General features: G+C 58.9%; 17 protein-coding genes and 2 pseudogenes. 14 read left to right on the forward strand and 5 right to left on the reverse strand.

What is annotated here, in order from left to right:
- Positions 1-32: 32 nt before the first annotated feature.
- The 7 genes and pseudogenes from tssK (at position 33) to ACZ1HM_RS00300 (ending at position 7,769) form a co-directional block, all read left to right on the forward strand.
- Positions 33-1,354, forward strand: a pseudogene (tssK, locus tag ACZ1HM_RS00270) (type VI secretion system baseplate subunit TssK).
- Positions 1,355-1,379: 25 nt separating this feature from the next.
- Entirely contained in the window at positions 1,380-2,390 is a 1,011-nt protein-coding gene (gene icmH, locus ACZ1HM_RS00275; protein WP_472740410.1) for a type IVB secretion system protein IcmH/DotU, read from the forward strand.
- A complete protein-coding gene (gene tssL / locus ACZ1HM_RS00280) occupies positions 2,353-2,793 on the forward strand; it encodes a type VI secretion system protein TssL, long form (protein WP_472740411.1) in 441 nt (146 codons plus the stop codon). The genes icmH and tssL overlap by 38 nt, the downstream gene beginning before the upstream one ends.
- Positions 2,793-6,371: a type VI secretion system membrane subunit TssM gene (tssM, locus tag ACZ1HM_RS00285; protein ID WP_472740413.1), complete on the forward strand. Its 3,579-nt coding sequence runs from the start codon at positions 2,793-2,795 to the stop codon at positions 6,369-6,371. The genes tssL and tssM overlap by 1 nt, the downstream gene beginning before the upstream one ends.
- Entirely contained in the window at positions 6,371-6,850 is a 480-nt protein-coding gene (gene tagF / locus ACZ1HM_RS00290; RefSeq protein WP_472740415.1) for a type VI secretion system-associated protein TagF, read from the forward strand. Before tssM ends, tagF begins: the two co-directional genes overlap by 1 nt.
- The gene (locus ACZ1HM_RS00295; RefSeq protein ID WP_472740417.1) at positions 6,844-7,056 is read left to right on the forward strand and encodes a hypothetical protein; all 213 of its coding nucleotides are present in this window, start codon (positions 6,844-6,846) and stop codon (positions 7,054-7,056) included. The genes tagF and ACZ1HM_RS00295 overlap by 7 nt, the downstream gene beginning before the upstream one ends.
- On the forward strand, positions 7,053-7,769 hold the full coding sequence (locus ACZ1HM_RS00300; protein ID WP_472740419.1) for a PP2C family protein-serine/threonine phosphatase: 717 nt from the start codon (positions 7,053-7,055) through the stop codon (positions 7,767-7,769). The genes ACZ1HM_RS00295 and ACZ1HM_RS00300 overlap by 4 nt, the downstream gene beginning before the upstream one ends.
- A 24-nt stretch (positions 7,770-7,793) precedes the next feature.
- On the opposite strand, the gene ACZ1HM_RS00305 is transcribed toward ACZ1HM_RS00300, so the two are convergent.
- The 3 genes from ACZ1HM_RS00305 to ACZ1HM_RS00315 form a co-directional block, all read right to left on the reverse strand.
- Positions 7,794-8,795, reverse strand: a complete 1,002-nt coding sequence (locus ACZ1HM_RS00305) for a hypothetical protein (protein WP_472740421.1) — start codon at positions 8,793-8,795, stop codon at positions 7,794-7,796.
- A 131-nt stretch (positions 8,796-8,926) separates the two neighbouring features.
- Complete coding sequence (locus tag ACZ1HM_RS00310; RefSeq protein WP_472740423.1) at positions 8,927-10,036, reverse strand: serine/threonine-protein kinase; 1,110 nt, start codon at positions 10,034-10,036, stop codon at positions 8,927-8,929.
- Positions 10,037-10,076: 40 nt separating this feature from the next.
- The gene (locus ACZ1HM_RS00315; protein ID WP_472740425.1) at positions 10,077-10,655 is read right to left on the reverse strand and encodes an OmpA family protein; all 579 of its coding nucleotides are present in this window, start codon (positions 10,653-10,655) and stop codon (positions 10,077-10,079) included.
- 150 nt (positions 10,656-10,805) lie between these two features.
- On the opposite strand from ACZ1HM_RS00315, the gene ACZ1HM_RS00320 reads away from it, so the two are divergent.
- A complete protein-coding gene (locus ACZ1HM_RS00320; RefSeq protein WP_472740427.1) occupies positions 10,806-11,681 on the forward strand; it encodes a M15 family metallopeptidase in 876 nt (291 codons plus the stop codon).
- Positions 11,682-12,077: 396 nt separating this feature from the next.
- Complete coding sequence (locus ACZ1HM_RS00325) at positions 12,078-12,884, forward strand: class I SAM-dependent methyltransferase (RefSeq protein WP_472740428.1); 807 nt, start codon at positions 12,078-12,080, stop codon at positions 12,882-12,884.
- A 230-nt stretch (positions 12,885-13,114) separates the two neighbouring features.
- On the opposite strand, the gene ppsR is transcribed toward ACZ1HM_RS00325, so the two are convergent.
- Both ppsR and ACZ1HM_RS00335 read right to left on the reverse strand, forming a co-directional pair.
- Complete coding sequence (ppsR, locus tag ACZ1HM_RS00330) at positions 13,115-14,536, reverse strand: transcriptional regulator PpsR (RefSeq protein WP_472740430.1); 1,422 nt, start codon at positions 14,534-14,536, stop codon at positions 13,115-13,117.
- Entirely contained in the window at positions 14,533-15,333 is an 801-nt protein-coding gene (locus tag ACZ1HM_RS00335) for a cobalamin B12-binding domain-containing protein (protein ID WP_472740432.1), read from the reverse strand. The genes ppsR and ACZ1HM_RS00335 overlap by 4 nt, the downstream gene beginning before the upstream one ends.
- Before the next feature lie 243 nt (positions 15,334-15,576).
- Here ACZ1HM_RS00335 and bchF point away from each other — a divergent pair, with 243 nt between their 5' ends.
- From bchF to bchL, 5 genes and pseudogenes are all read left to right on the forward strand, one after another.
- Positions 15,577-16,065, forward strand: coding sequence for a 2-vinyl bacteriochlorophyllide hydratase (gene bchF, locus ACZ1HM_RS00340; RefSeq protein ID WP_472740434.1), 489 nt, complete (start codon positions 15,577-15,579; stop codon positions 16,063-16,065).
- 7 nt (positions 16,066-16,072) lie between these two features.
- Positions 16,073-17,356, forward strand: coding sequence for a ferredoxin:protochlorophyllide reductase (ATP-dependent) subunit N (locus ACZ1HM_RS00345; RefSeq protein ID WP_472740530.1), 1,284 nt, complete (start codon positions 16,073-16,075; stop codon positions 17,354-17,356).
- A gap of 85 nt (positions 17,357-17,441) precedes the next feature.
- Positions 17,442-19,000 (forward strand): annotated as a pseudogene (bchB, locus tag ACZ1HM_RS00350) (ferredoxin:protochlorophyllide reductase (ATP-dependent) subunit B).
- On the forward strand, positions 18,990-22,529 hold the full coding sequence (locus ACZ1HM_RS00355) for a magnesium chelatase subunit H (protein WP_472740436.1): 3,540 nt from the start codon (positions 18,990-18,992) through the stop codon (positions 22,527-22,529). The pseudogene bchB and the gene ACZ1HM_RS00355 overlap by 11 nt, the downstream one beginning before the upstream one ends.
- 19 nt (positions 22,530-22,548) lie before the next feature.
- Positions 22,549-23,448 (forward strand): ferredoxin:protochlorophyllide reductase (ATP-dependent) iron-sulfur ATP-binding protein, encoded by a 900-nt coding sequence (gene bchL / locus ACZ1HM_RS00360; RefSeq protein WP_472740437.1) that lies wholly within the window; start codon positions 22,549-22,551, stop codon positions 23,446-23,448.
- The last annotated feature ends 53 nt before the right edge of the window (positions 23,449-23,501 follow it).

Here is a 23,501-nt window from a genome sequence, read left to right on the forward strand (position 1 = left end):
ACGGGGAGTATTGCGTGTCCTGGGACAGTAAAGTGCTTTGGACGGAGGGGTTGTTTCTGCAACCTCACCATTTCCAACAGGCGGACCGCCACAAGGAGGCGCTGATCGCAGGGTTGGCGCGGCGCAGCCGGCCCTATGGCTGGGGCCTGAGTGCGCTTGAGATTGATGAAGAGGTTCTCAAAGTCGGTCAATTCGCGCTGAAAAGCTGCGCGGGGCTGACCCATGACGGCATGGTTTTCCGCGTGCCACAAACCGAAGATCACCCGCCAGCGCTGGAAGTGCCAGAGACGATCAAGGACTGCGTGGTCTATCTGACTGTGCCGCAGCGTCGTCATGGTGCCGTCGAAGTGGATCTAAGCGGGGCAGAACAATCCGTCAGCCGCCTGCGCCCGGCCGAGCTTGAGATCACCGATACGATGGGGCGCGATCAGAAACCGGTCACGATCGGCGTTGGCAAGATGCGCCTGCAATTTGCACTGGCTGTAGATGACCTGGCGGACATGCTGGCCATCCCCATCGCTCGCATCATTGAGGTGCGCCCCGACAAAGAGATCATCCTTGACCGCAGCTTTATCCCGTCTTGCATTGACGTGCGCGCCTCGGCCTCGCTTGCTGGATTTGTGCGCGAGATCGAAGGCCTGTTATCTCACCGGATGACAGCACTGGCCGGACGGCTGTCAGAGGGTGGCGCGGCCAAAGCGGTGGCAGAGGTTTCTGATTTTCTGCTGCTGACGGTCATCAACCGCACCATCCCCCTGTTCAAACATCTGACGAACATCGAAAACCTTCATCCCGAAGACGCCTACCGCGCCTGTGTCTCCCTGGCTGGGGAGCTGTCGGTTTTCATGACCACCAACAAAGAACCGCCAGAGTTTCCCCCTACCAGCATGACAATCTGTCGATGACCTTTGCGCCGGTGATCCGCGTTTTGCGGCAGTACCTCAGCTCTGTTCTGGAACAGACGGCCATCTCCATTCCGCTGGAGGCGCGCAAGTACGGCGTGAGCGTCGGTGTTATTGCAGATCGCAAGCTGATCAGCACTGCAGGTTTTGTGCTGGCGGTACAGGCAGAGATCCCAGCCGAGGATGTCCGCCGCCATTTCGCAGGTCAGGCCAAGATCGGTCCTGTGGAAGAAATCCGGCAGTTGGTCAATTCCGCCCTGCCGGGCATTGCGTTGCGGCCCTTGCCGGTCGCACCGCGGCAAATCCCGTATCACGCGGGTGTTGTTTATTTCGAACTCGCCTCTGACAGCCCGTATTGGGGCAAAATGACCACGTCAGGGGGGATCGCTGTGCATGTTTCAGGTCAATATCCCGGCTTGAACATGGAGTTATGGGCGATCCGCAACACGTAGATTTTTTGAAGAAAGGGGATGGCCTGTGTCAGATGACGACCCGTTTGCAGAACCCGATGATACAGATAAGACAGTCATTCGCCCCAATCCGGGTGGACGCCGAACGCCTGCCGCTGCACCGGCAGCCCCCGCTATGCCAGCGGAACCGATGGAGGCACCGGCCCCTGCACAAATGGATGCCGTTGGCATCCCCTCAGCCGCCAAAGCCCCTCAGGCCACCAAAAAGGACGGCCCGCAAGAAGTAGAAATGGTGCTGACGGGCATGAACCAGCTGACCGCGTCAGCAGCCCCGCTTTTTTCCCTGATCAGCCGGATCAGAAACCGCGCCCAACACATGGATCCTGACAAACTGCGCGGCTCCGTGGTGGCCGAGGTGCGCGCGTTTGAAAACCGTGCCCTGCAGGCGGGCATCGCCGCGCAAACCGTCAAAATCGCGCGCTATGCGCTATGTGCCACGTTGGATGACGTGGTGTTGAACACCCCTTGGGGCGGGCAATCCAGTTGGGGGCTACAATCGATGGTGGGCACCTTTCACCGTGAAACGGTGGGGGGGATCGCTTTTATGATCTGCTGGCCAGTGCTGGAAAAAGAACCCGGCAACAACCTGGATGTGCTTGAGTTCATCTACATGTGTCTGTCGCTAGGCTTTGAAGGCCGCTTGCGGATTGAGCAGGGCGGGCCGGACAAACATCTGCAAATCCGTCAGGGCCTGGCCCGTATCATCCGCGGTCAGCGCGGCGATGTGGAACGTGATCTGTCCCCAAATTGGGAAGGTGAGGATAAACCGTTCAAAGCCCTGTCCGCCTGGCGGCTGGTCTGGATCGCTATGGCAACAACCGCTGCAATGCTGGTGCTGCAATTCACCGGGCTGTCTTATTTCCTGTCCAACGCGACAGAGCGGGTCATTGGCCAGCTCTCAGTGATTGACAGCGGCCCCGTGGCCGAGCTTCAGCGCCGCGCTCCGCCACCACCGCCAGCGCCCCCCGCCGGAAACCGAAGTGCGCCTGCAAAAAGTCGTCAGCTTTTTGCAGGATGAAATTGATGACGGCGTGGTGTCGGTTTTCCAAAAGGACAACCTGCTTGTCATCCGCATCTCAGGCTCAGGCATGTTCGGATCCGGATCTGATCAGCTGACCTCACAGTTTGCCGAGCCCATCTCACGCGTTGCAAATGCGTTGAACGATGAACCCGGCCCGGTCATTATCACTGGCCATTCTGACAACATTCCGATCAAATCCTCGCGCTTTCCCTCAAACATGCATCTCAGTCTGGCCCGGGCCAAATCGGTGATGGCCTCTATGGCCAAGACGATGAAAGATCCCAAACGCCTGACCGCGGAAGGGCGCGCTGAGAAAGAACCCATCGCAGACAACAGCACACGAGAAGGGCGGGCTAAGAACCGCCGCATCGAAGTGTTGCTGGTGCAGGAGGCCACCTAATGTACGGGCGCCGCTTATTCTATTTTATCATCCGCTCCATCTATACCACCCTTTTGGCTGTGGCTGTGGCCCTCTCAGCTGCGGTTTGGTATCTTGGCCCCTTCATTGTTTTCGGTGAATGGCGTCCCTTCGACACGACGATGTCACGCCTGATTTTGATCGGCGGGATATTCTTCTTCTTCCTGGCCCTGATGCTGTTCATTTTCCTGCGCCGCCGCCGCAAGGAAAAGGCCATGACCGAAGAGATCGCCGAAACGGTCGAAGAGGCCGAGGATGATCTGAATGCCATTGAACTGGGTGAATTGCGTGACAAGCTTAAGCAGGCCATGGCCGAGCTACGGAAATCCAAGAACGGGCGCAAACATCTACAAGATCTGCCCTGGTATGTGATGATCGGCCCACCTGGCGCGGGCAAAACGACGGCCATCGTAAATTCCGGTCTGCAGTTCCCCTTGGCCGAAAGCATGGGCAAAACCGCCATCGGCGGGGTAGGGGGCACGCGCAACTGCGATTGGTGGTTCACCAACAACGCTGTCCTGATTGATACGGCCGGGCGCTATACCACGCAGGAAAGCGACGCTGAAACGGACAATGCCGGTTGGCTGGGCTTCTTGGGATTGCTCAAGAAATACCGTAAACGGCAACCGATCAATGGCGCGATGATCGCCATCAGCCTCAGCGATTTGCTGATGCAGGATGAGGTCACACAGGCCAGTCACGCCCGCGCCGTGCGGCGCCGGTTGAATGAGCTGCGCGAAAAACTCGGGGTGCGTTTCCCGGTTTATGTGCTTTTCACAAAGGCGGATTTGATCGCGGGGTTCTCTGAGTTTTTTGACAACTTGGGCAAGGAAGACCGCGAACAGGTCTGGGGCTTTACCCTGCCGCTGAATAAATCCAAGGCCGAAGCCTCGCCCGTGGCGGCCTTTGATGAGGAGTTCGCGCTGCTTTTGGGTCAGCTTAACGCGCAATCGCTTGAGCGGATGCAGACCGAGGTAGATCCGCAAAGGCGTTCCATGATCGCAGGCTTCCCACCACAGGTTGCCGCGATGCGCGCGGTTGCACGCAGCTTCCTGGACGAAGTGTTTCAGGACAACCGTTTTGAAAAACGCCACATGTTGCGCGGTATTTACTTTACGTCTGGCACCCAGGAAGGCACGCCGATTGACCGTCTGATGCTGGGCATGGCGCGCACCTTTGGCATTGGGCGCCAGGCCATTGGCACGGGCCAGGGGCAGGGCCGCTCCTATTTCCTGACGCGGCTTTTTGAAGGGGTGATTTTCCCCGAGGCAGGTTTGGTTTCCGCCGATGACAAAGTCGAACGCCGGTACGCGATTACCAAATGGGGGGCGATTGCCGCGACCGTGATTGTGGCCATCACCACCGGGACGCTGTTTGTGCGCAGCTATCTGGGCAACCAAAGCCTGATTGCGCAGGCAGCGACCTATGTGGAAAGCTATCAACAGGTCGCCTCTACGCTACCGGCAAGCCCGATTGGCGACACTGATCTGCCGCCTGTTGTCGACGCGCTGAACATTCTGCGGGACATGCCCGCAAACCCCACGTTTGAAGATATCGATCCTGAGCGGCGGCTGACCTACGGTCTTTACCAAGGTGAGGTCATCGGCACCCAAGCCGCGCAAACCTACCGAGCCGCTTTGAACCAGCGGCTTTTGCCGCGTCTGCTGCTCCGGCTCGAAGAGCAGATCACCGGCAACATCAACAACCCCGAACTGCTGTACGAAGCGCTTAAGATCTATCTGATGCTCGGTCTGGAAGGGCCGATGAACGCGGATTTGATCAAAGAATGGATGGGCATTGATTGGTCTGTCACCTTTGCCGGGCCCAACCGCGCTGAACTGCGCAATGATCTGGCGCTGCACCTGGACGCGCTGCTGTCCCAGCCCATGGCGAAGGTGGCGTTGAACGGCCCGCTTGTTGAACAGGTGCAGGGGATTTTGGCGGAGATGCCGCTGGCCCAGCGGGTGTATAACGGGATCATCAAAAGCGCCTCTGCCACCAGCCTGCCCAAGTGGCGGATCACTGAGGCCGGAGGCCCTGCGGTTACCCGTGTTCTAGTCCGCTCTTCTGGCAAACCGCTGAGCGACGGGGTCGAGGGCATCTTTACCTATTCCGGCTTCCGGGACGTGTTCCTGGGCGAAGCACTTGGCGTGGCCACCCGCATTCAACGCGAAAGCTGGGTTTTGGGGCCCCGCGGTGTTGCAGAGCAAACCGATCAGGCGCTGACAGCACTCAGCCGAGATGTGCTTGATCTGTATTACAACGACTACATTGCGGCCTATGACGCGGTGCTCAGTGATATCGATATCATTCCGCTGGAATCGCTTTCGCATGCGGTTGAGGTCACTAATGTGCTCTCTGGTCCAACCTCACCCATCGTGAACCTGTTGACCGAAATTGCCCGCGAAACCCGGCTGACCGAAAATCGCAGCCTTCTGGGCAATGAAGAGATCAACAACACGGTTGGCACAATCGCCAACATCGAACTGCGGTCGGGGCTTGGGGTTCAGGGTGAAATCCTGCTCGACGCTTTGCAGCAATCCGGCATCGGTGGCGAAGACGGCACCCCGCCAAAGCCACCCGGCGCCTATGTTGAGGAACGCTTTGGCTGGCTGCAGCAACTGGTGCTGCGCCCGGACGGGCAGAACAGCGAGCTTGATCTGTTGGTCCTGACCTTGCAGGAGGTCTATCAAGAGCTGAACAAGATGTCGTTCAGCGGCGTTGCCGCCACAGCCGTTGAAGGCGGCACAGCCACGCAGCGCTTCAAACAGATGGCAGGCCGCATTCCGGGTCCGATGGAACGCTGGGCCAATCAGATCACCAGCTCTTCTACTGGGATCACAGCGGATGGCACGCGGTCGTCCATCAATGCGGCTTGGCAATCAAACGTGCTGCCTTTCTGCACCCAAGCGCTTGAAAACCGCTATCCGTTCAACCGGCGCGCCCGGGCCGATGTGGCAATGGCAGATTTCCAAAAGATCTTCGCGCCGGGTGGGCTGATTGATGCGTTTTTCCAGACCAATCTGGCCAAATTCGTGGATACCGGTGTGCGGCCCTGGGCCTGGAAACAGGTCAACGATGTCGATCTGGGCATATCGCCTGCGGTGCTGTTGCAACTGCAATACGCCGCCGAAATACGCGACGCGTTCTTTGCAACGGGCGCCAGTCCCCAGGTCCAGTTTCAGATCACACCAGAAGCGCTTGATCCCAAGGCCGCCTCTGTCCAGCTGACAATCGGGTCGCAGAATGTGCTTTTTGAAACGCGCAGGCCGAACAACACGCCGGTGGCCATCACCTGGCCTGGCACGGTGGGTCTGGCGGGTGTGGTGTTCCAACCTGACCTGCGCAACGGCGAAAGCCAGCTGGCCAAAGACGGGCCATGGGCGTTCTTTAGACTGCTGGATGCCGCAGAAATACGCCGCACCAACGTGTCAGACCGCAAGCGCGTGATCTTTAACGTCTCAGGCCGGATCGCCATTTTCCAGATGCAGTCTGGATCGGTGATCAACCCCTTTGCCTTGCCGGCCCTGTCCAAATTCAACTGCCCCAAGACGTTCTGATGGGGCAGGGATTTGGCGCCTTTGGAAAGATCCCCGCCTTGGGAGATTTCTTTCATCTCAACCCGCCCACCGGCTTTGTCCGAGCCTGGGACAGCTGGTTGCAAGGCGCGATGCTGCAGGCGGCTGAGCAGATCGGAGAGAGCTGGGATGCGCGCTATATGTCGGCACCGATTTGGCGGTTTGCGCTTTCTCCCGGCTTGGCGGGGGCGGCTAAAATCATCGGTGTGCTGATGCCATCGGTGGACAGAGTAGGCCGCCGGTTTCCCCTTTCGCTGATGGCGCCGGTGGACCGCGAAGGGCCTGCCGCCTTGGATCATCTGACCCAGGAAAACACCTTTATCCAGCTTGAAGACCTGGCGCTTGCATCGCTCGAAGATGACATGGACCGGGATAGGCTCGCGGCGGCGCTTTCTGGTATCGTGCCCCCCACGCCCACAGCTATGCGCGCCTGCGCCAGGCGGGCAGCGCGCTGGTGCTGACCCAGGCCAATGCCACCAGCGTGGCCCCGGAACTGGCCGCGGGATTACTCACAGCAGATGGGATGACCAAACCCAGTGTCTGGAGCACAGTGCTCAGCGATACCCGCCGCGCGATGATCTGCGAAGGGCTGCCCGATGCACATCAAGCGCGCGCGCTGTTTGATCTAAACGCCCCTCTTTGGGCAGATGCGAGGCCCATTTCATGACCCTGCACACCCGCTACAGCGTCCAAACGCACGTCGGCCACCGGCGCAAAGTCAACGAAGACGCGGTGCTGGCGCTGCCTGATCTGGACATTTGGTTGGTCTCTGACGGCATGGGCGGCCATGCGGCGGGCGATTATGCCAGCCGTCTCATCGCTGATTTGGTTGCGGGCATGCCATTGGATCTGCAACCGGCGGACCGTTTGCAAGTGCTGCGCGACACCATTCAGGAAGCCCATCGTCTGATCCGCCAAGAAGCGCAAACACGCGGCATTGAGGTCATTGGGGCCACGGTTGTGGGGCTGTTGCTGGCAGATGGACATTTCGCGGCACTTTGGGCCGGGGACAGCCGACTGTACCGGCTGCGCGGTGGTGAAATTGAGATGCTGACAACGGATCATTCAGTGGTTGCGGCCTTGGTTGAGGCCGGGCAAATGACCTGGGATGAGGCGGAGAACCACCCCCAGTCTAACGCCATCACCCGCGCAGTTGGGGTCGGAGATGTGTTGGAGCTGGACAAAATCCGCGGCGATATTGAACCGGGTGATCGTTTCTTGATCTGTTCAGACGGGCTGACGAAATACGCCACGTTCAACATGCTGCGCGATGCTTTATCTCAACAACCCATTGAGCTGATCTGCGATCATCTGATCCAGATCGCCCTGGCGGGCGGCGGGGCTGATAACATCACCACAGCCGTGATCGACGTCCTGTAAATGGCAACTCACGCCACCTGACCGTCAGGGCAGGGCAGTGGTGACAATCTCAGCATCAAGGGACCGGATCAACCCGTCACCCGCTGCCGCGCGTTCGCTCAGCGCTTCCGCAAAACCCACACCGGATTCGATGGTTGGACGCATCTGCCGAAACAGAGGTGCCTCAGACACGATCACAAGGATCTTGCTTTTGCCAAGCGCGGAATCGTCCACCTCAATCGCGTAGGTGCCCGGCGGCTTGGTTTCATCCTTGCCAAAGGCCACCCGCAACGGAACCTTGCCATCCTTGAACTCTCGCAAGGTCAGCACGGAATTGTCGGGCCTGCCAATGTTGGGCAACAGGTGGAACACATCGCCTGAGACGTCCACGATGGAAACAGACAGGTATCCGGTAAAGAGATCCTCTGGGATCATCACATCAATGACCGGGTTCTGGCCCACGACAAACCGGCCTGAGGGCACCTCAGGCCCGTTGGCCCCATCGCGGAACACCACGTCAATGCCCCCTGCTGGCGCTTGGGGCAAAAAGTTCTCAACAACGCAAACAGCGGCGTTCAGCACTTCGACATTAAGGACAACGTTGCGGCCATCTGTTTCGGCCTCCAACACCTCTTGCAACACTTCGCGGCTTTGCTCGCTTGCCACGGTGCCTTTGACCAGGATCGCGTCATCAGGTCCGTAGCCGACGCCCTGCGGCGCGTCGACCTGTTCCAGCGGGCCGCAGTCGGCCTGTGCGGACAGGATCGCATCCACGTCATCAGGGCTGAGGAACAATGAGGTAAAGACCACATCAACCGTCCCGGTCAGACCACCGGGCCAATCCGCAGGATAGCGGGCCGTGATGGTATCCATCACCACCTGGTCAGATGTGGCACCTGACAGGGCCACCTCATTGTCGTTGATGGCCAGTTGCCAGTCATCAAGCGTGACCGCATCGGCCAATACCGCCATGACATCCTGCCCCCAGGTCGCCGAGATATTGCCAGAGGCCAGCGTCAAATCTGCTGTGCCACCCATATCTGCCATCCGCGCAACCAAGGCGCTTTGCATTTCAGCATTGGGCACGTACCCGCTGGCCGTGGGGGCGTTATTTTCGGGTTGAGCGATGACCAAAGAAAACGGGCTGACAGGGGGCAGGGGCGGTTCGCCGCCACCGATCAATCCGCCAAAGTATGCAGCAGCGCCGCCCCGATCAAGACCACAGCAGCGCCTGCCGCAATCAATCCGCCAGAGCCTCCAGATGACTTTTTCGGCACGGCGGCTGGTTTTTTGGAGGTCTCCTTGTCCGCCGCAGGTGGCTTGGCGGCGGGCAATTCCTTGGCTGGTTCCGGGATCAGATCATCCAGATCATCAGCCGCCGGCTTTGCGCGCGGCACCACCACGGTCGCATCCGACAACGCATCTGCATCACCACCAGATGCAGCCGGGGCAGGGACTGCTGATGGTCCTTTTTCAAGAAAGCTCAGCACCTCTTTCATGGATTGAAAACGGTCCTCAGGCTTGGGTGCCGTCATGCGATCAAGCAGCGTTTTAAGCGGCTCTGGCACACCAGAGGTATCAAGCGGGTCGTTCTTTTTCTGAACAACCTCCATCGGGTTCGCACCAACATCGGGGGATTTGCCCCTGAAGTTTGCCAACAAAAGTGCGCCCAGCGAATAAATGTCTGAGCGCGCGTCCGTCTTACCGCTCAGCTGTTCTGGCGCCGCATAGGCGTATTTGCCCGCAAATTCATTGCCAACAATAGTCTCCGCACCCGGGTTGGTGTCTTTGGCGATACCAAAGTCAATCACCACCGCCTGCGCGGGGTCATTGTCGCGCATCAGGATGTTATCGGGCGACAGATCGCGGTGCACGATGCTGCGGTCATGGGCAGCCTGCAAACCTTCGCCCACGCGCTTGCACAGAACCAGAAGGTCCTCCGCTGACATGGGCCCTTCTTTTAGCTTTTGATCCAGGCCCGGCCCATCAATGTAGTCCATCAAAAGATAGACCAACCCTTCGGAGGTGCGGTGGTTTTCAGAATAGCGTACAATCGCGTCGTGACGCACTTCACGAATTTCTTCTTCGCGCGTCATCAGCACAAGATAGTCGTCATTTCCCAGAAACTCAGACTTCAGCACCTTGATCGCTACCAACCGCCCCGAAATCTCACTCCGGGCGCGGTAGACATCTGATGTGCCGCCACGGCCCAGCAGGGCCTCAATGCGGTAGGTGTTATTGAGAACGTCACCAGGCTGGAACGCGTCACCGGGGCGTGGCTCAGTCATAAGACCACTCCTGCCCGCTCAGCTTCTTGCAGTACCATGTTTAGCCAAGCGCCTGGAACTCAACCCGGCGATTAGCATCGCTGCGCGGATCACTGGTATCAAACGGGGCGCTTTCGCCCAACCCGATGGCCTCAAGCCGGTTCTCTTCAATCCCGCAGCTGGACACCAGATGGCGTTTCACTTCCTTGGCCCGCAAAAGCGACAGGTTTTCGTTATAGGCCGCTGAGCCGGAGCTGTCGGTGTGGCCAATGATCTGGAAAACCGCCACATCAACCGCCTTCATGGCTTCGCACATCGCATCCAGCTTGGGCTTTTCATTGTCGCGCAATGCGGCACTGTCAAAATCAAACCCGATCTTGAGGTTGATCTGATCCGCCTTATCAACGGCTGTATATTCCTGTGTTGTAGCTACCACCTCAGTCTGCTGCTGTGTGGTTGTCGTCGCTGTCGCCGTCTCGGTCTGGTCCGAGGGTACAATCACCAAGCCGCGTGTCTTTTGCTTGTTAAACGCATCCTTGATCTCTTCTGCGGTCAGATCGTTCTGCGCAACTGCGGCCTGTCCAAAAAATGCAAACAACCCAGCCAAGCTGCCTGCGGTGAGGGCACGGGTGAAAGTCATGACGCCTCCTTTCAAAATGGGATTCATAAAAAGATATAGCGTCAGGCTATACGACACGGTCCAGTGCGACAACGGTTTTGACGCAGCTTAGGTCTTTCGCCTAAGGTAAAACGGAGCTTTGGCTCAGTTGATTTTAGAAAGACATTATTCATGCGGCTTGTTCCTGCCCTCATCCTCGCGTTCGCGATTATTTTGGCCCCCATCCTATGGTTCGTGATGCCGATGATGCTGAACCAATCCTACGGTGGCACAGGCCCTGCGATCGACTCTCAAGCGCGGATTGAGATTGAGGTTCTGAACCAGCAAGTCGAAGATATCCGGTTGCGCATGGAAGACATCCGCGAAGGCATGTCAGCGCTGGGGCAAGAGGTCCGCCGCCGCCCGGCCTTTCAACCGCAGCTGCCTGGGCAAACCCTCAACCAGCAACCGCAGACCGACGGGTCGGAGGTGTTTGAGCAAAACGGCGAAAACGACATTATCGACGCTTATGCCCAGGTTGTTCTGATTGCCGACCGGCGCAACGTGAACAAAGGGCTGGAAATTGCGGGTGGCCGGTATCTGACCGAAAAACTGGGGCTGCCCCGCCAAAACCTGAGCGACAATTGTGAGGCGATGACCAATCCAAGGCTGAAATCCAAGCTCAAAACCCAGCAGGTCGGCCCCATCCGCGTCACCATGCTGCAACCGGCGTTGGATTCGCTGGCCCGCGTGTTTGAAAACGTGCGCATCACCGATCCAGATCTCTACGCCCGCATCAACACCGCGGGCGCCCTCTGCGTCCGCCGCATCCGCGGCACCACCAACCGCGTCTCAACCCACAGCTTTGGCCTGGCGGTGGATCTGAACATCGACGGCAAACTCGACACGCTGGGCGATGGCAAAACCCAATTGGGCCTGACAATCCTGGCCGATTTTTTCCGCACCGAAGGCTGGGTCTGGGGCGCAAGCTGGCGCCGCGAAGACAGCATGCATTTTGAGATCAGCCGGAAGCAGTTGGATCAATGGATCGCGGAAGGGAAGTTGTGAGGGGGTAGTGGGTTGCGAAGCCGGTGTCTGTAGCTGACGAGGTGGGCGCGGGGTAAGCCTGTCATCGCACCAAAAACCTGCCGGAACACTATTGGTTTTGGCCAGGGGTTATGGAAGGTCTAAGCTGTTATCCACACGTTCTGGACTAGGGGTTTCCAAAAACCACCGTTTTAGGCACAGCCTGTAGTTGATCTGCCTGTCTCAAATGAACCAAGAACATCACTGAACAGGTTTTATGTGAACGTCCTTCAGGTTGTGTTGGGGGCAAGGGTGGTGGTGACACAAAGGCAGCTCTGCGGACGAAGCGGACTCTGCCGACCAAATGTTCAAGGTCCGCTTAGGTGTTGCCAACCATCGAAGCAATGTGTTGTCGTCCCTCGCACTAGTGGAGATTTTATGGATTATTCGGCATTTAGAGAAGGCGAACGCGACGGTTGGTCAAAACGCGCGCAAATATACGGCGACGCTACTGCACGCGCGACACTTCAGACTATCCCGAAGCTTTTGGATCACGCCAGACTGTTCCCCGGTGCAAAAGTGCTGGATGCAGGTTGCGGACCTGGCTTTGTCGCAGCGAGTGCAAAACTCCTTGGTGCAGACGTCGAAGGCATCGACTTCTCGGAAGGAATGGTAGAGCAGGCGAAAAGTCGGTTCCCAGATATCGATTTCGCCGTGGCCGATGTCGAGGATTTGCCTATGCCGGACGAAACGCTCGACGCAGTCCTAAGCAACATAGTTTTGTTTCACGTCACCGACCCAGAGAAGGCCATGTCCGAGGCAAAGCGTGTTCTCAAGCCGAATGGAAGATTTGTGTTCAGCCAATGGCTCGGACCTGACCGTTCTGATTGCTACCGGCTCTTGTTCGAAGTCTTGGGAAAACATGCTGATATGTCGCGTGCTGACCCTGCACCAAACGCGTACATCCTCTCCGATGAAGCAAATGTTTCTGAGATGATGAGACGCGTAGGTTTTACGGACATCAAATCCGAAGTCGTCGAGAATGTTCTGCACGCTCCGGGTCCAAGCTTTTTCGATTTCTTCATGAAGTTCGGTGTTCGCGTGCCACTTATCTTGGAACGTCAGGAACAGGATGTTCGGAAGACAATTCAGAAAGACGTCGACAAGGTGACAGCGCCGTATCTTTCGGAGGGAGTTTTTAAATTGCCTATGCCCAGTGTCGTTTTCTCCGGTCGAGCGGCATAGCCAGACGAACGCCAAAACAGCCGTTCGTGTCATCTGCAGCATTTGGGGGGTTTGAGCTCACAGCGGTCATCCGACCGTTTTGGTGGGTCAACAAGCGGTGTTGCGTTTGAGGTTACTTCAAAAACTCAAGATACTGTTTTTATTGCATTATTACCCCCAAATAACGAGATATTATGCAAAGTCTCCAAATTCACTATTCAACATAACTCTGATTACACGTGTATCAGCCGTCACTCATCCGGCTCTTTCTTAAGCAGATCATACTTGCGCAGCTTCACATAAAGCGACTGGCGCGACAGCCCCAGCATCTCTGCCGCAGCGACCCGGTTGTTTGATGTCAGCTCAACCGCTGTCTCGATGCACATTTTCTCAATCACATCGGTGGTCTTGGCCACGATCCCCTTCAGGGTCTGGCTGCCGATCAGCTCAATGACCGAACGCATGTCCACATCCGTGATCTGCTGGCTGGACTTGCGCACCATTTCGGCGCGGCTGGCGTCGCGGATTACCAGGGCAAACACCTGGTCCTGCCCTCCGCTCAGCATGGTCGTGGCAATCTCAACCGGGATCTCGGCCCCGTGCTCTCCGATCACGCGGGTAGCGTAAAGGCGCATTGCACCCGTGCGCGTGGCGTTTTCGCAGATCACGTTCAGATCGACGGAGCCGCGGCCCAGGAAATCCGTGATATTGCGCCCTTTGATGACAGCGGCCTGCACCACATCTGTGAGCCGCAGAAACGCGTCATTCGCGCTCAGCACATTGCCGGCCTTGGTGATGAACACAATGCCATCGGCACCCCGCTCAAACAAACCCGCCAGCTGTTCTTCCAGCGCATCAGAGCGCAGCGCGTCCCCCCGCGCATCGCTAAGCTGGCACAGCATCATCTGCTCACCCGTCGCGCGGAACACCGTAGGCCGCAGGACAAGCTCGCGGCCCGCGTTGTTCTTGATGCGCACTTCATTGCTGGTCTGGGCGGCTGCAGCCTGGGTCAGATCATCCAGCAGGCTCGCCGCACCGTTCAGCTGCACAACATCCCAAAGCTTGCGCCCCAAAAGATCATTGCGCAACGTGCCCAGCATTTGCGCGGCAGAGGGGTTGGCATCGGTAATCTCGCCCGTGCCTGCCGAGACATACAGCACCCCTTCCCGGGAACTGCTCATCAAGACGCGCAGCCGGGTGTCATATTCCCGCTGGGTCTCATAATCTTTCTCAAGCGCAATCTGGGCCGCGACCAATTGCTGCTGCATCTCCGCCACGGGGCGCAAATCCTGGCCCAGCATCAACACAGCACCATCCGTCCCAATCCGGTGAAAACTGTAGCGGATCGGGAATTCCTGCTGATCTTCGGTTGCGGTGTGGTTCAGCTCAACCGGGCGAACAATCTCTTCTTCCTGAGCCAGAAACGCCGCCAGCCGTTCTTCGAACTTTGGCACCGATTCAACAGTGAGCTGCGCATTCAAGGGCTGCCCCTCCCACCGGGAGAAGTTGTATTGCAGCCGTGAGTTTGGATTGCTCAGCACGCCCAACACCGTGCCTGTGCTTGAAATCACCAGCGCAAGGTCAGCAATCCGAGAGATAATTTCTGTGACGATCTCCGGCTCGATCATCGGGATCAGACCACTGGTCCACGTCATTTCGCCCTGAGACATCATACGCCTGCACCCTGCCCTTCATTCTCGCTTACGGGCTTGGACGCATGCGTTTTCGCGGGCTCGCCGCAAAACGCCAAAGCTTCGCCGACATCCGATGTCACGAGATCTACACCAGTGAGGCTTTTTATATCGTTGACCTGTTCCAGAAGCGTTCCGCCGAGAATTACCGGCGTGTTCCGGCTTTCTTTGCGTAAATGATCCACCAGTTTCCGACAAGATTCAAGGTGCGCCGCCCCAGAGGCAGACAAGAGAATGCCGCCATAGTGCTCTTTGCGCATCTGCTCGGCCAACCGCTCAGGCGTCAACGTCAGATCCAGGTGCACTGAATAGCCCCTCTGCCGCAACTGCGCGGCCAGCACAGAAGCCCCCAGCGTGTGCTGCACGCCCTCTGGCACGCCCACCAGAAAGCCGACCGCCCGCGGTGTGGCATAAGAGCTCTCAAATTCCAGATACCGCAGCATGGATTGCAAGCGCGCCGCACCGATCGTTACGGCGGCAAAATCAAGCTCATCACAAACCCACCCTTGGCCCAGGAATTGGGCCACCGCGGGCACGTATACTTCTGCAATCTCAAGCGCTGTGATGTTTTCTGCCCGCATCTCATCCACAACCCCGCGCAACAGCTGCGGCTCCGCACCCAGGACAGCCCGCGCCATGCTATCCACGTGTTGCGGATGGGCCATCGGCTTTTTGGGGGCGGCAACCATGGGCTCCACCACCATTTCCATCGCGCGCAGCACCACCCTGCCCACCTCATCACGAGGAGCGGTCGATGAACTGCGATGGGTTGGTGGCATAACTGTCTCCCTGACAGTGCGCACAGGAGGATAAGGCAGAAAACACCAACATCGTCTCTGACGCCCTGATCAATGTCAAATATTATTGACACAATTAGAGCGGGGCAAGAGAAATGCCTCTTTTTTATAAGGAAAAAAGGGCGATGCCTGTCACTATTAGAAAACCAAAAGCTGTAAATGCAAGTTGACAGTTTCACCGCTTCCTGCCAGATTTTCCTAAGAAACACCAGCCAAGGGGGAGCCATGTCTGGCATCGGCGGCACCGCACAGCCCCACAAATTGCTCTACACACCAGCGCAAAAGCAGCGCCGGGATGAAAGCCCTTGGACCCTTGTCCAGGGGGTTCTGGCCCCTGTTCAGTTCTTGGTGTTCCTGATCTCTTTGGGGCTTGTGTTTCGCTATCTGGCGACGGGCGCGGGCTATGATCTGGCCAGCGCGTCAATCGTGGTCAAAACCGGCTTTTTGTACCTCATCATGATCACCGGTGCGATCTGGGAAAAAGTGGTGTTTGGCCAATGGCTTTTTGCCCCCGCCTTCTTTTGGGAAGATGTCTTTAGCTTTGCGGTCATCGCCCTGCATACCCTTTATATCTTTGGATTATTCTGGACGGACATGGCCCCGATGACGCTGATGCTGATCGCGCTGGCAGCCTACGGTGCCTATGTGATCAACGCAGGCCAGTTCGTCTGGAAATTGCGCGCCGCCCGTCTGCAAGCGGAGGCCGCACTATGACCGACCAATTTGCCCCCCTCCTGCCTTGGGTTGCCGCACTGCCCCCGTGCTCAAAGAACGCGGGCAGCGCGAGGTGTTCTGCGGCTTGACCGGCATTATCTGGCTACACCGCAAAATCCAGGACGCGTTCTTTCTCGTGGTCGGATCACGCACCTGCGCGCACCTGCTGCAAAGTGCTGCGGGCGTTATGATTTTCGCCGAACCACGATTCGGCACAGCGATTCTGGAAGAATCCGATCTGGCGGGCCTGAACGACGCCCATGCGGAACTGGACAAGACCGTGGATGCCCTTCTGGAACGGCGCCCGGACATTCGCCAGCTCTTTCTTGTGGGCTCCTGCCCCTCTGAGGTCATCAAGCTTGATCTCAGCCGTGCCGCCGAACGGCTGACGCAAAAATTCGCGCCCAAAGTGCGCGTGCTGGAATACTCCGGCTCAGGGATTGAAACGACATTTACCCAAGGCGAAGACGCCTGCCTTGCTGCGATGGTGCCCGTGCTGCCCGAAACCCAAGCGCGCGAGCTTTTGGTGGTAGGGGCCCTGCCCGATGTGGTCGAAGACCAGATGCTGTCCTTGCTTGAGGGTCTCGGCGTGGGCCCTATCCGTGTCCTGCCCGCCCGCTCGGTTGAGGCTGAGATGGGCGTGGGACCGAATACCGTTTTTGCCCTCACCCAGCCTTTCTTGGGCGAAACCCACGCCGCTCTGGAACGCCGCGGTGCCCGCCATCTGGCGGCCCCCTTCCCCTTCGGCGAAGAAGGCACAACCGCCTGGCTTGCCGCCATCGCAGCGGAATTTGGCGTCTCAAAAGAACGCTTTTCAGAGGTGACAGAGGCCCCCCGCCGCCGCGCCCGCGCCGCCATCGCCCAGGCCGCCAAACCATTGAACGACCGTTCGGTCTTCTTCTTCCCCGACAGCCAACTCGAAGTACCATTGGCCCGCTTCCTCACCCGCGAATGCGGGATGAGCGCGATCGAAGTCGGCATGCCCTATATCCACGACGCCATCCACGGCCCCGACCTTGATCTGCTGCCCCAAGGCCCTCAAATCTCCGAAGGCCAGGACGTCGATCTGCAACTCGACCGCTGCCGCGCTGCTGCCCCTGACCTGACGGTCTGTGGCCCGGGCCTTGCTAACCCGCTTGAGGCGGAAGGTCTCTCCACCAAATGGGCCATCGAATTGGTCTTCACCCCGGTGCATTTCTACGAACAAGCCGGGGATCTGGCCGCGCTCTTTGCCCGCCCCCTGCGCCGCAAATCCATCCTCACCCCCAAGGCGGAGGTCGCGGCCGAATGACACCCCAGCTTCATCTTTCCTCTACACCTCCGGGGTCCGGGGCCGCGCCCCGGTCCGGCGTTTTCCACACAAAGGAACGCCAGACATGAAACTCACCGTCTGGACATACGAAGGCCCGCCCCACGTCGGCGCCATGCGCGTCGCCACCGGCATGAAGAACCTGCATTATGTGCTGCATGCGCCCCAGGGCGACACCTATGCCGATTTGCTGTTCACCATGATCGAACGGCGCGACCACCGCCCGCCCGTGACCTATACAACCTTCCAGGCGCGCGATCTGGGCAGCGATACCGCTGGCCTGTTCAAACAGGCCTGCCAAGACGCCTATGACCGGTTCAAGCCTGAGGCGATCATCGTCGGTGCCTCTTGCACTGCGGAGCTCATCCAGGATGATCCCGGCGGTCTGGCCGAAACCATGGGCCTACCCATACCGGTGATCCCGCTGGAACTGCCCAGCTACCAACGCAAAGAAAACTTCGGCGCGGATGAGACGTTTTTTCAGATCGTCCGCCACCTTGCCAAACCCATGGCCAAAACAGAACGGGTAAGCTGCAATATCCTGGGCCCCACCGCCCTGGGATTCCGTCACCGCGATGACGTTCAGGAAATCACCAACCTGCTGTATGAGCTGGGGATCGAAGTGAACGTTGCCGCCCCCATGGGCGCCAGCCCTTCGGACATCGCCAAGCTCGGCCAGGCTCATTTCAACGTGCTGCTCTATCCTGAAACCGGTGAACAAGCCGCGCGGTTCTGTGAACGCAGCTTCGATCAGCCCTTTACCAAGACCATCCCCATCGGTGTGAACGCCACGCGCGATTTCATCGAAGAGGTCCGCGCGCTTTCTGGCAGCACCGCACCGATTGATGACCGCGGCCTGCGCCAAACCTGGTGGTCGCGCAGCGTCGACAGCACCTATCTGACCGGTAAACGCGTCTTTATCTTTGGCGATGGCACCCATGTGCAAACCGCCGCCCGGGTGGCGCGGGACGAAATGGGCTTCGAAGTGGCGGGCCTGGGCTGCTACAACCGCGAATTTGCCCGCCCCGTGCGCGCGCTGGCCAAAGAGTTCGGCGTCGAGCCGCTGATCACGGATGACTACCTTGAGGTTGAGCGCGCCATTGAAGCGCTGCAACCCGAAATGATCCTGGGCACCCAGATGGAGCGTCACATCGGCAAGCGCCTGGGCATTCCCTGCGCGGTCATTTCCGCGCCTGTGCATGTGCAGGATTTCCCCGCCCGCTATTCGCCCCAGATGGGGTTTGAAGGGGCCAATGTAATCTTTGACACCTGGATCCACCCGCTGGTGATGGGGCTTGAAGAGCATCTGTTGCACATGTTCCGCGAGGATTTTGAATTTCACGACGCAGCAGGCCCATCACATCACGGCGGCCATGCGCCCGTGGCACTGGAGGCAGGGGGGCCAGCCCCCATCGGCCAGAGGCCGATGTCCCCCGGAGCGATAATGGAAAGATGAAGACGGGCGAGGTGATTTGGCTGGATCAGGCCGAGCGCGAATTAAAGAAGATCCCTTTCTTTGTGCGTGGCAAGGCCCGGCGCAACACAGAAAAGTTCGCCAGCGATCAGGGCTTGAACGAAATCTCACTGGATACGCTTTACGAAGCAAAGGCTCATTTTGCGCGATGATGTAACCCATAACCCCTATCGCGTGGTGCTTCTGACGCTTGACCGGCACGCCGCCGGGCCTGCTGCCCGTGTGGCCCCGCGCCTGGCGCAGGATTTTCCCGGTCTGCAGGTGCACATCCATGCCGCCGCTGAATGGGAAAAAGACCCCAGTGCATTGGCCGCAACCAAATCGGACGTCGCCCAGGCTGATATCGTGGTGTCATCCGTGATCTTCTTAGAAGACCACATCAAAGCCATCCTGCCCGATTTGAAAGCACGCCGCGACACCTGTGATGCCATGGTGGGCATCATCGCAGATCAAGAAATCGTGCAGCTGACCCGCATGGGCGATCTGGACATGTCCCGCCCCGCGTCCGGGGCCATGGCGCTTTTGAAAAAGCTCAAGCCTGCCAGCAAATCCGGGGCCTCTGGTGCAGGCCAGATGAAGATGCTGCGCCGTTTGCCCAAGCTGCTGCGCCTCATTCCCGGCAAAAGCCAGGATCTGCGCGCCTGGTTCCTGTCGATGCAATATTGGCTGGGCGGCTCGGATGAGAACATCGAAAGCCTCGTGCGGTTCCTGATCTCACGTTATGCCAACCGGCCCGAATGGCGCGGCACCCATGCTGATCTGCCCGTCGAATACCCCGATGTTGGGCTTTATCACCCCGATCTACCCGGCACTGGCATCACCACGGACCTAAGCGATCTGCCACAGCGCGGCGATGGCCCAACCGTGGGCATTCTGATGCTGCGCAGCTATATTTTGGCAGGCGATACCGCCCATTACGCCCATGTGATCCGCAGCTTTGAGGCGCGCGGCCTGCGCGTGATCCCTGCTTTTGCGGGGGGCCTCGATGGGCGGCCCGCGATGGATGCTTATTTTGGCGGTGTGGATGCTTTGGTCTCTCTCACCGGGTTCTCTTTGGTGGGCGGGCCGGCCTATAATGACAACGCAGGCGCGATTGCTGCGTTGTCCCAGCTTGACGTGCCTTATCTGACCGCACAGCCCTTGGAATTCCAAACGCTGCAGCAATGGGCGCGGGGCGATCAGGGGCTCAGCCCGATTGAATCCACCATGCTTATCGCGCTGCCCGAACTGGACGGCGCGACCAATCCCACCGTCTTTGCTGGCCGCCATGGTGCGGAAGGCTGCGACGGCTGCGCGCATCGCTGCGCTGCAGAGGGCGATGTCAAAGCCATGGCCCCTTGCGTGGAACGGATTGAGGCCCTGGCCGAAAAGGCCCACAGGATGGCCAGCTTGCGGCGCAAGAGCAATGCGGACAAGAACCTTGCCATCGTGCTTTTTGGCTTTCCGCCCAATGCGGGTGCTGTGGGCACTGCCGCCTACCTCAGCGTATTTGAAAGCCTTTTCAACACGTTGAACCGTTTGCAGGCCGAGGGGTATGACGTCACCCCCGCCTCAGTCGATGAATTGCGCGAGATCGTTTTAAACGGCAACGCCAAGACACTGGGCCAAGAGGCCAATGTCGCCGCCCGCGTCACGGCAGATCAGATCGTGGCGCGCACCCCCTGGCTGGATGAGATTGAGGCAACCTGGGGCCCCGCCCCGGGCCGTGTGCAATCCAACGGGCGCGAGGTGTTTGTGCTGGGCGCGCAGTTTGGCCGCGTCTTTGTCGGCGTACAGCCGGGCTTTGGCTATGAGGGCGATCCGATGCGCCTGCTCTTTGAGCGTGGCTTTGCCCCGACCCATGCGTTCAACGCCTTTTACCAATACCTCAAACATGATTTTGAGGCGGACGCGGTGCTGCATTTCGGGATGCACGGCGCGTTGGAGTTCATGCCCGGCAAGCAGAACGGGCTGTCCGGTGCCGATTGGCCCGACCGTTTGATGGGGCAGATGCCCAACGTCTACCTTTATGCCGCCAACAACCCATCCGAGGCGACGCTGGCCAAGCGGCGCAGCAATGCGGTGACGGTCACGCATCTGACACCGCCACTGCAATCGGCGGGGCTTTACCGTGGCTTGGCTGATCTCAAAGACAGCCTGCAACGTTTCCGCGCCCTGCCCCCCGGTGATCCCAGCCGCGATGAGATGCGCGCGCTGATCGCCGCCCAGGCAGAGGCGGTGAACCTTGAGGCTGAGGATGCCGATACCCTCTGGCTCAAACTGCTTGAGACCGAAGAGGCGCTGATCCCCGACGGTCTGCACATCGTAGGCAAGACACTGGAGGCAGAGCAGCGCGCGGATCTGCTCGGTCTGATGAGCTTTGACAGCGAAGAAGACCGCGCCGCCGCCGCGGCCAACCTTGCGCAGGATCATGAGCTGCCCGCGCTTATGCGCGCGCTCAACGGACAATACATCGCCCCTGTGCCGGGTGGCGATGTGATCCGCGCGCCTGAAATCCTGCCCACGGGCCGCAACATCCACGCCTTTGATCCCTTCCGCATGCCCACCGCCTTTGCCATGCAAGACGGCGCCGCTCAGGCCGAAGCGCTGATTGAGACGCATAAGACCTTGCCGCGCAGCGTGGCTTTGGTGCTTTGGGGCAGTGACAACATCAAATCCGGCGGCGGGCCGATTGGCCAGGCGCTGGCGCTGATGGGCGCGCGTCCACGGTTTGACAGCCACGGCCGCCTCTGCGGCGCTGATCTGATACCGCTGGCCGAGTTGGGCCGCGCACGTGTCGATGTGGTGATGACCCTCTCTGGCATTTTCCGCGATCTGCTGCCCTTGCAGACCAAACTGCTGGCCGATGCCGCGTATCAATGCGCCGCCGCTGATGAACCCGAGGCACTGAACCCCATTCGCCAACATGCGCTGGCCTTTATGGCCACCAATGGCTGCGATCTAAAAACCGCCGCGCTGCGGGTCTTTTCCAATGCCGAAGGGGCCTATGGCTCCAATGTGAACCAATTGGTGGACAGCTCCGCCTTTGAGGATGACGCCGATCTGGCCGATGCCTACCAGGCGCGCAAATCCTTTGCCTACGGCACCGATGGCGAGGCAAGCGCACAGGCCGAACTGCTGCAAGACACGCTCGCCAATGTGGATCTGGCCTATCAAAACCTCGAATCCGTCGAGTTGGGCGTGACCACGGTGGATCACTACTTTGATACGCTGGGCGGCATCGCCTCTGCGGTGAAACGCGCCAAGGGCACGGATGCCACGCCGGTCTATATCGGCGATCAGACACGGGGCTCGGCAACGGTACGCACCCTCGAAGATCAGGTGGCGCTGGAAACCCGCGCCCGCAATCTGAACCCGAAATTCTATGAACCGCTTCTCAAACACGGCCACGAAGGGGTGCGCCAGATTGAGGCCAGCATCACCAATACCGTGGGCTGGTCTGCGACCACCGGCAAGGTGGAACCTTGGGTCTATCAGCGCCTGTCTGAGACCTTTGTGTTGGATGACGCCATGCGCCAGCGGCTCGCTGATCTGAACCCGCAAGCCTCTATGCGCATGGCCAACCGCCTGCTGGAAGCCTCGGATCGTGACTATTGGCAACCAGACGCCGAAACGCTCGCCGCGCTGCAATCCGCAGCCGACGCCATCGAAGATCAACTAGAGGGCATTGCAGCCGAATGACCCCTGAAAGGACAACATCATGAGCCCACTTGATAAGGGAATTCCAAGCCTCAAGGGACAAGACGGCGAAGGTTCCGTGCAGGTGCACCGGGATTCGTCGATGAAAATCGAAGGGGCCAAGGTGTTTTCGGTCTATGGCAAGGGCGGGATTGGCAAATCCACGACCTCATCCAACCTGTCAGCTGCGTTTTCCAAACTGGGCAAACGCGTGCTGCAGATCGGGTGCGACCCCAAACATGACAGCACCTTCACCCTCACCGGTTCGCTGGTGCCCACCGTCATCGACATTCTGAAGGAGGTGGATTTCCACCCCGAAGAGCTGCGCGCGGAGGATTTCGTTTTCGAAGGGTTCAACGGCGTCAAATGTGTTGAGGCGGGCGGCCCACCTGCGGGCACCGGCTGTGGTGGCTATGTCGTGGGCCAGACGGTGAAACTGCTCAAACAGCACCACCTGTTGGAAGACACCGATGTGGTGATCTTTGACGTGCTGGGCGATGTGGTCTGTGGTGGCTTTGCCGCCCCGCTGCAGCACGCGGATCGGGCGTTGATCGTCACGGCCAATGATTTTGACAGCATCTATGCGATGAACCGCATCATTGCGGCCGTGCAGGCCAAGTCCAGCAACTACAAGGTGCGCCTGGCCGGCTGCGTGGCCAACCGCTCACGCGAGACGGATGAGGTGGACCGCTACTGCAAGACGGTTGGCTTTAACCGCATCGCGCATATGCCCGATCTGGATGCGATCCGCCGCTCGCGGCTCAAGAAAAAGACCCTGTTTGAAATGGACCTCGATGACGACATCGCCGCGGTTCAAAAGGAATACATCCGCCTGGCAGAGACACTGTGGAACGGAACGGAGCCTTTGGCCCCTGCCCCGCTGCCTGACCGCGAAATCTTTGAGCTTTTGGGATTTGATTAATGGCTGACACCGCCCAACACCAAAGGCTAAGCGCGACTTCCCCTGCGGGGGCG

This window comes from Sulfitobacter sp. GN1-4 (assembly GCF_055693825.1).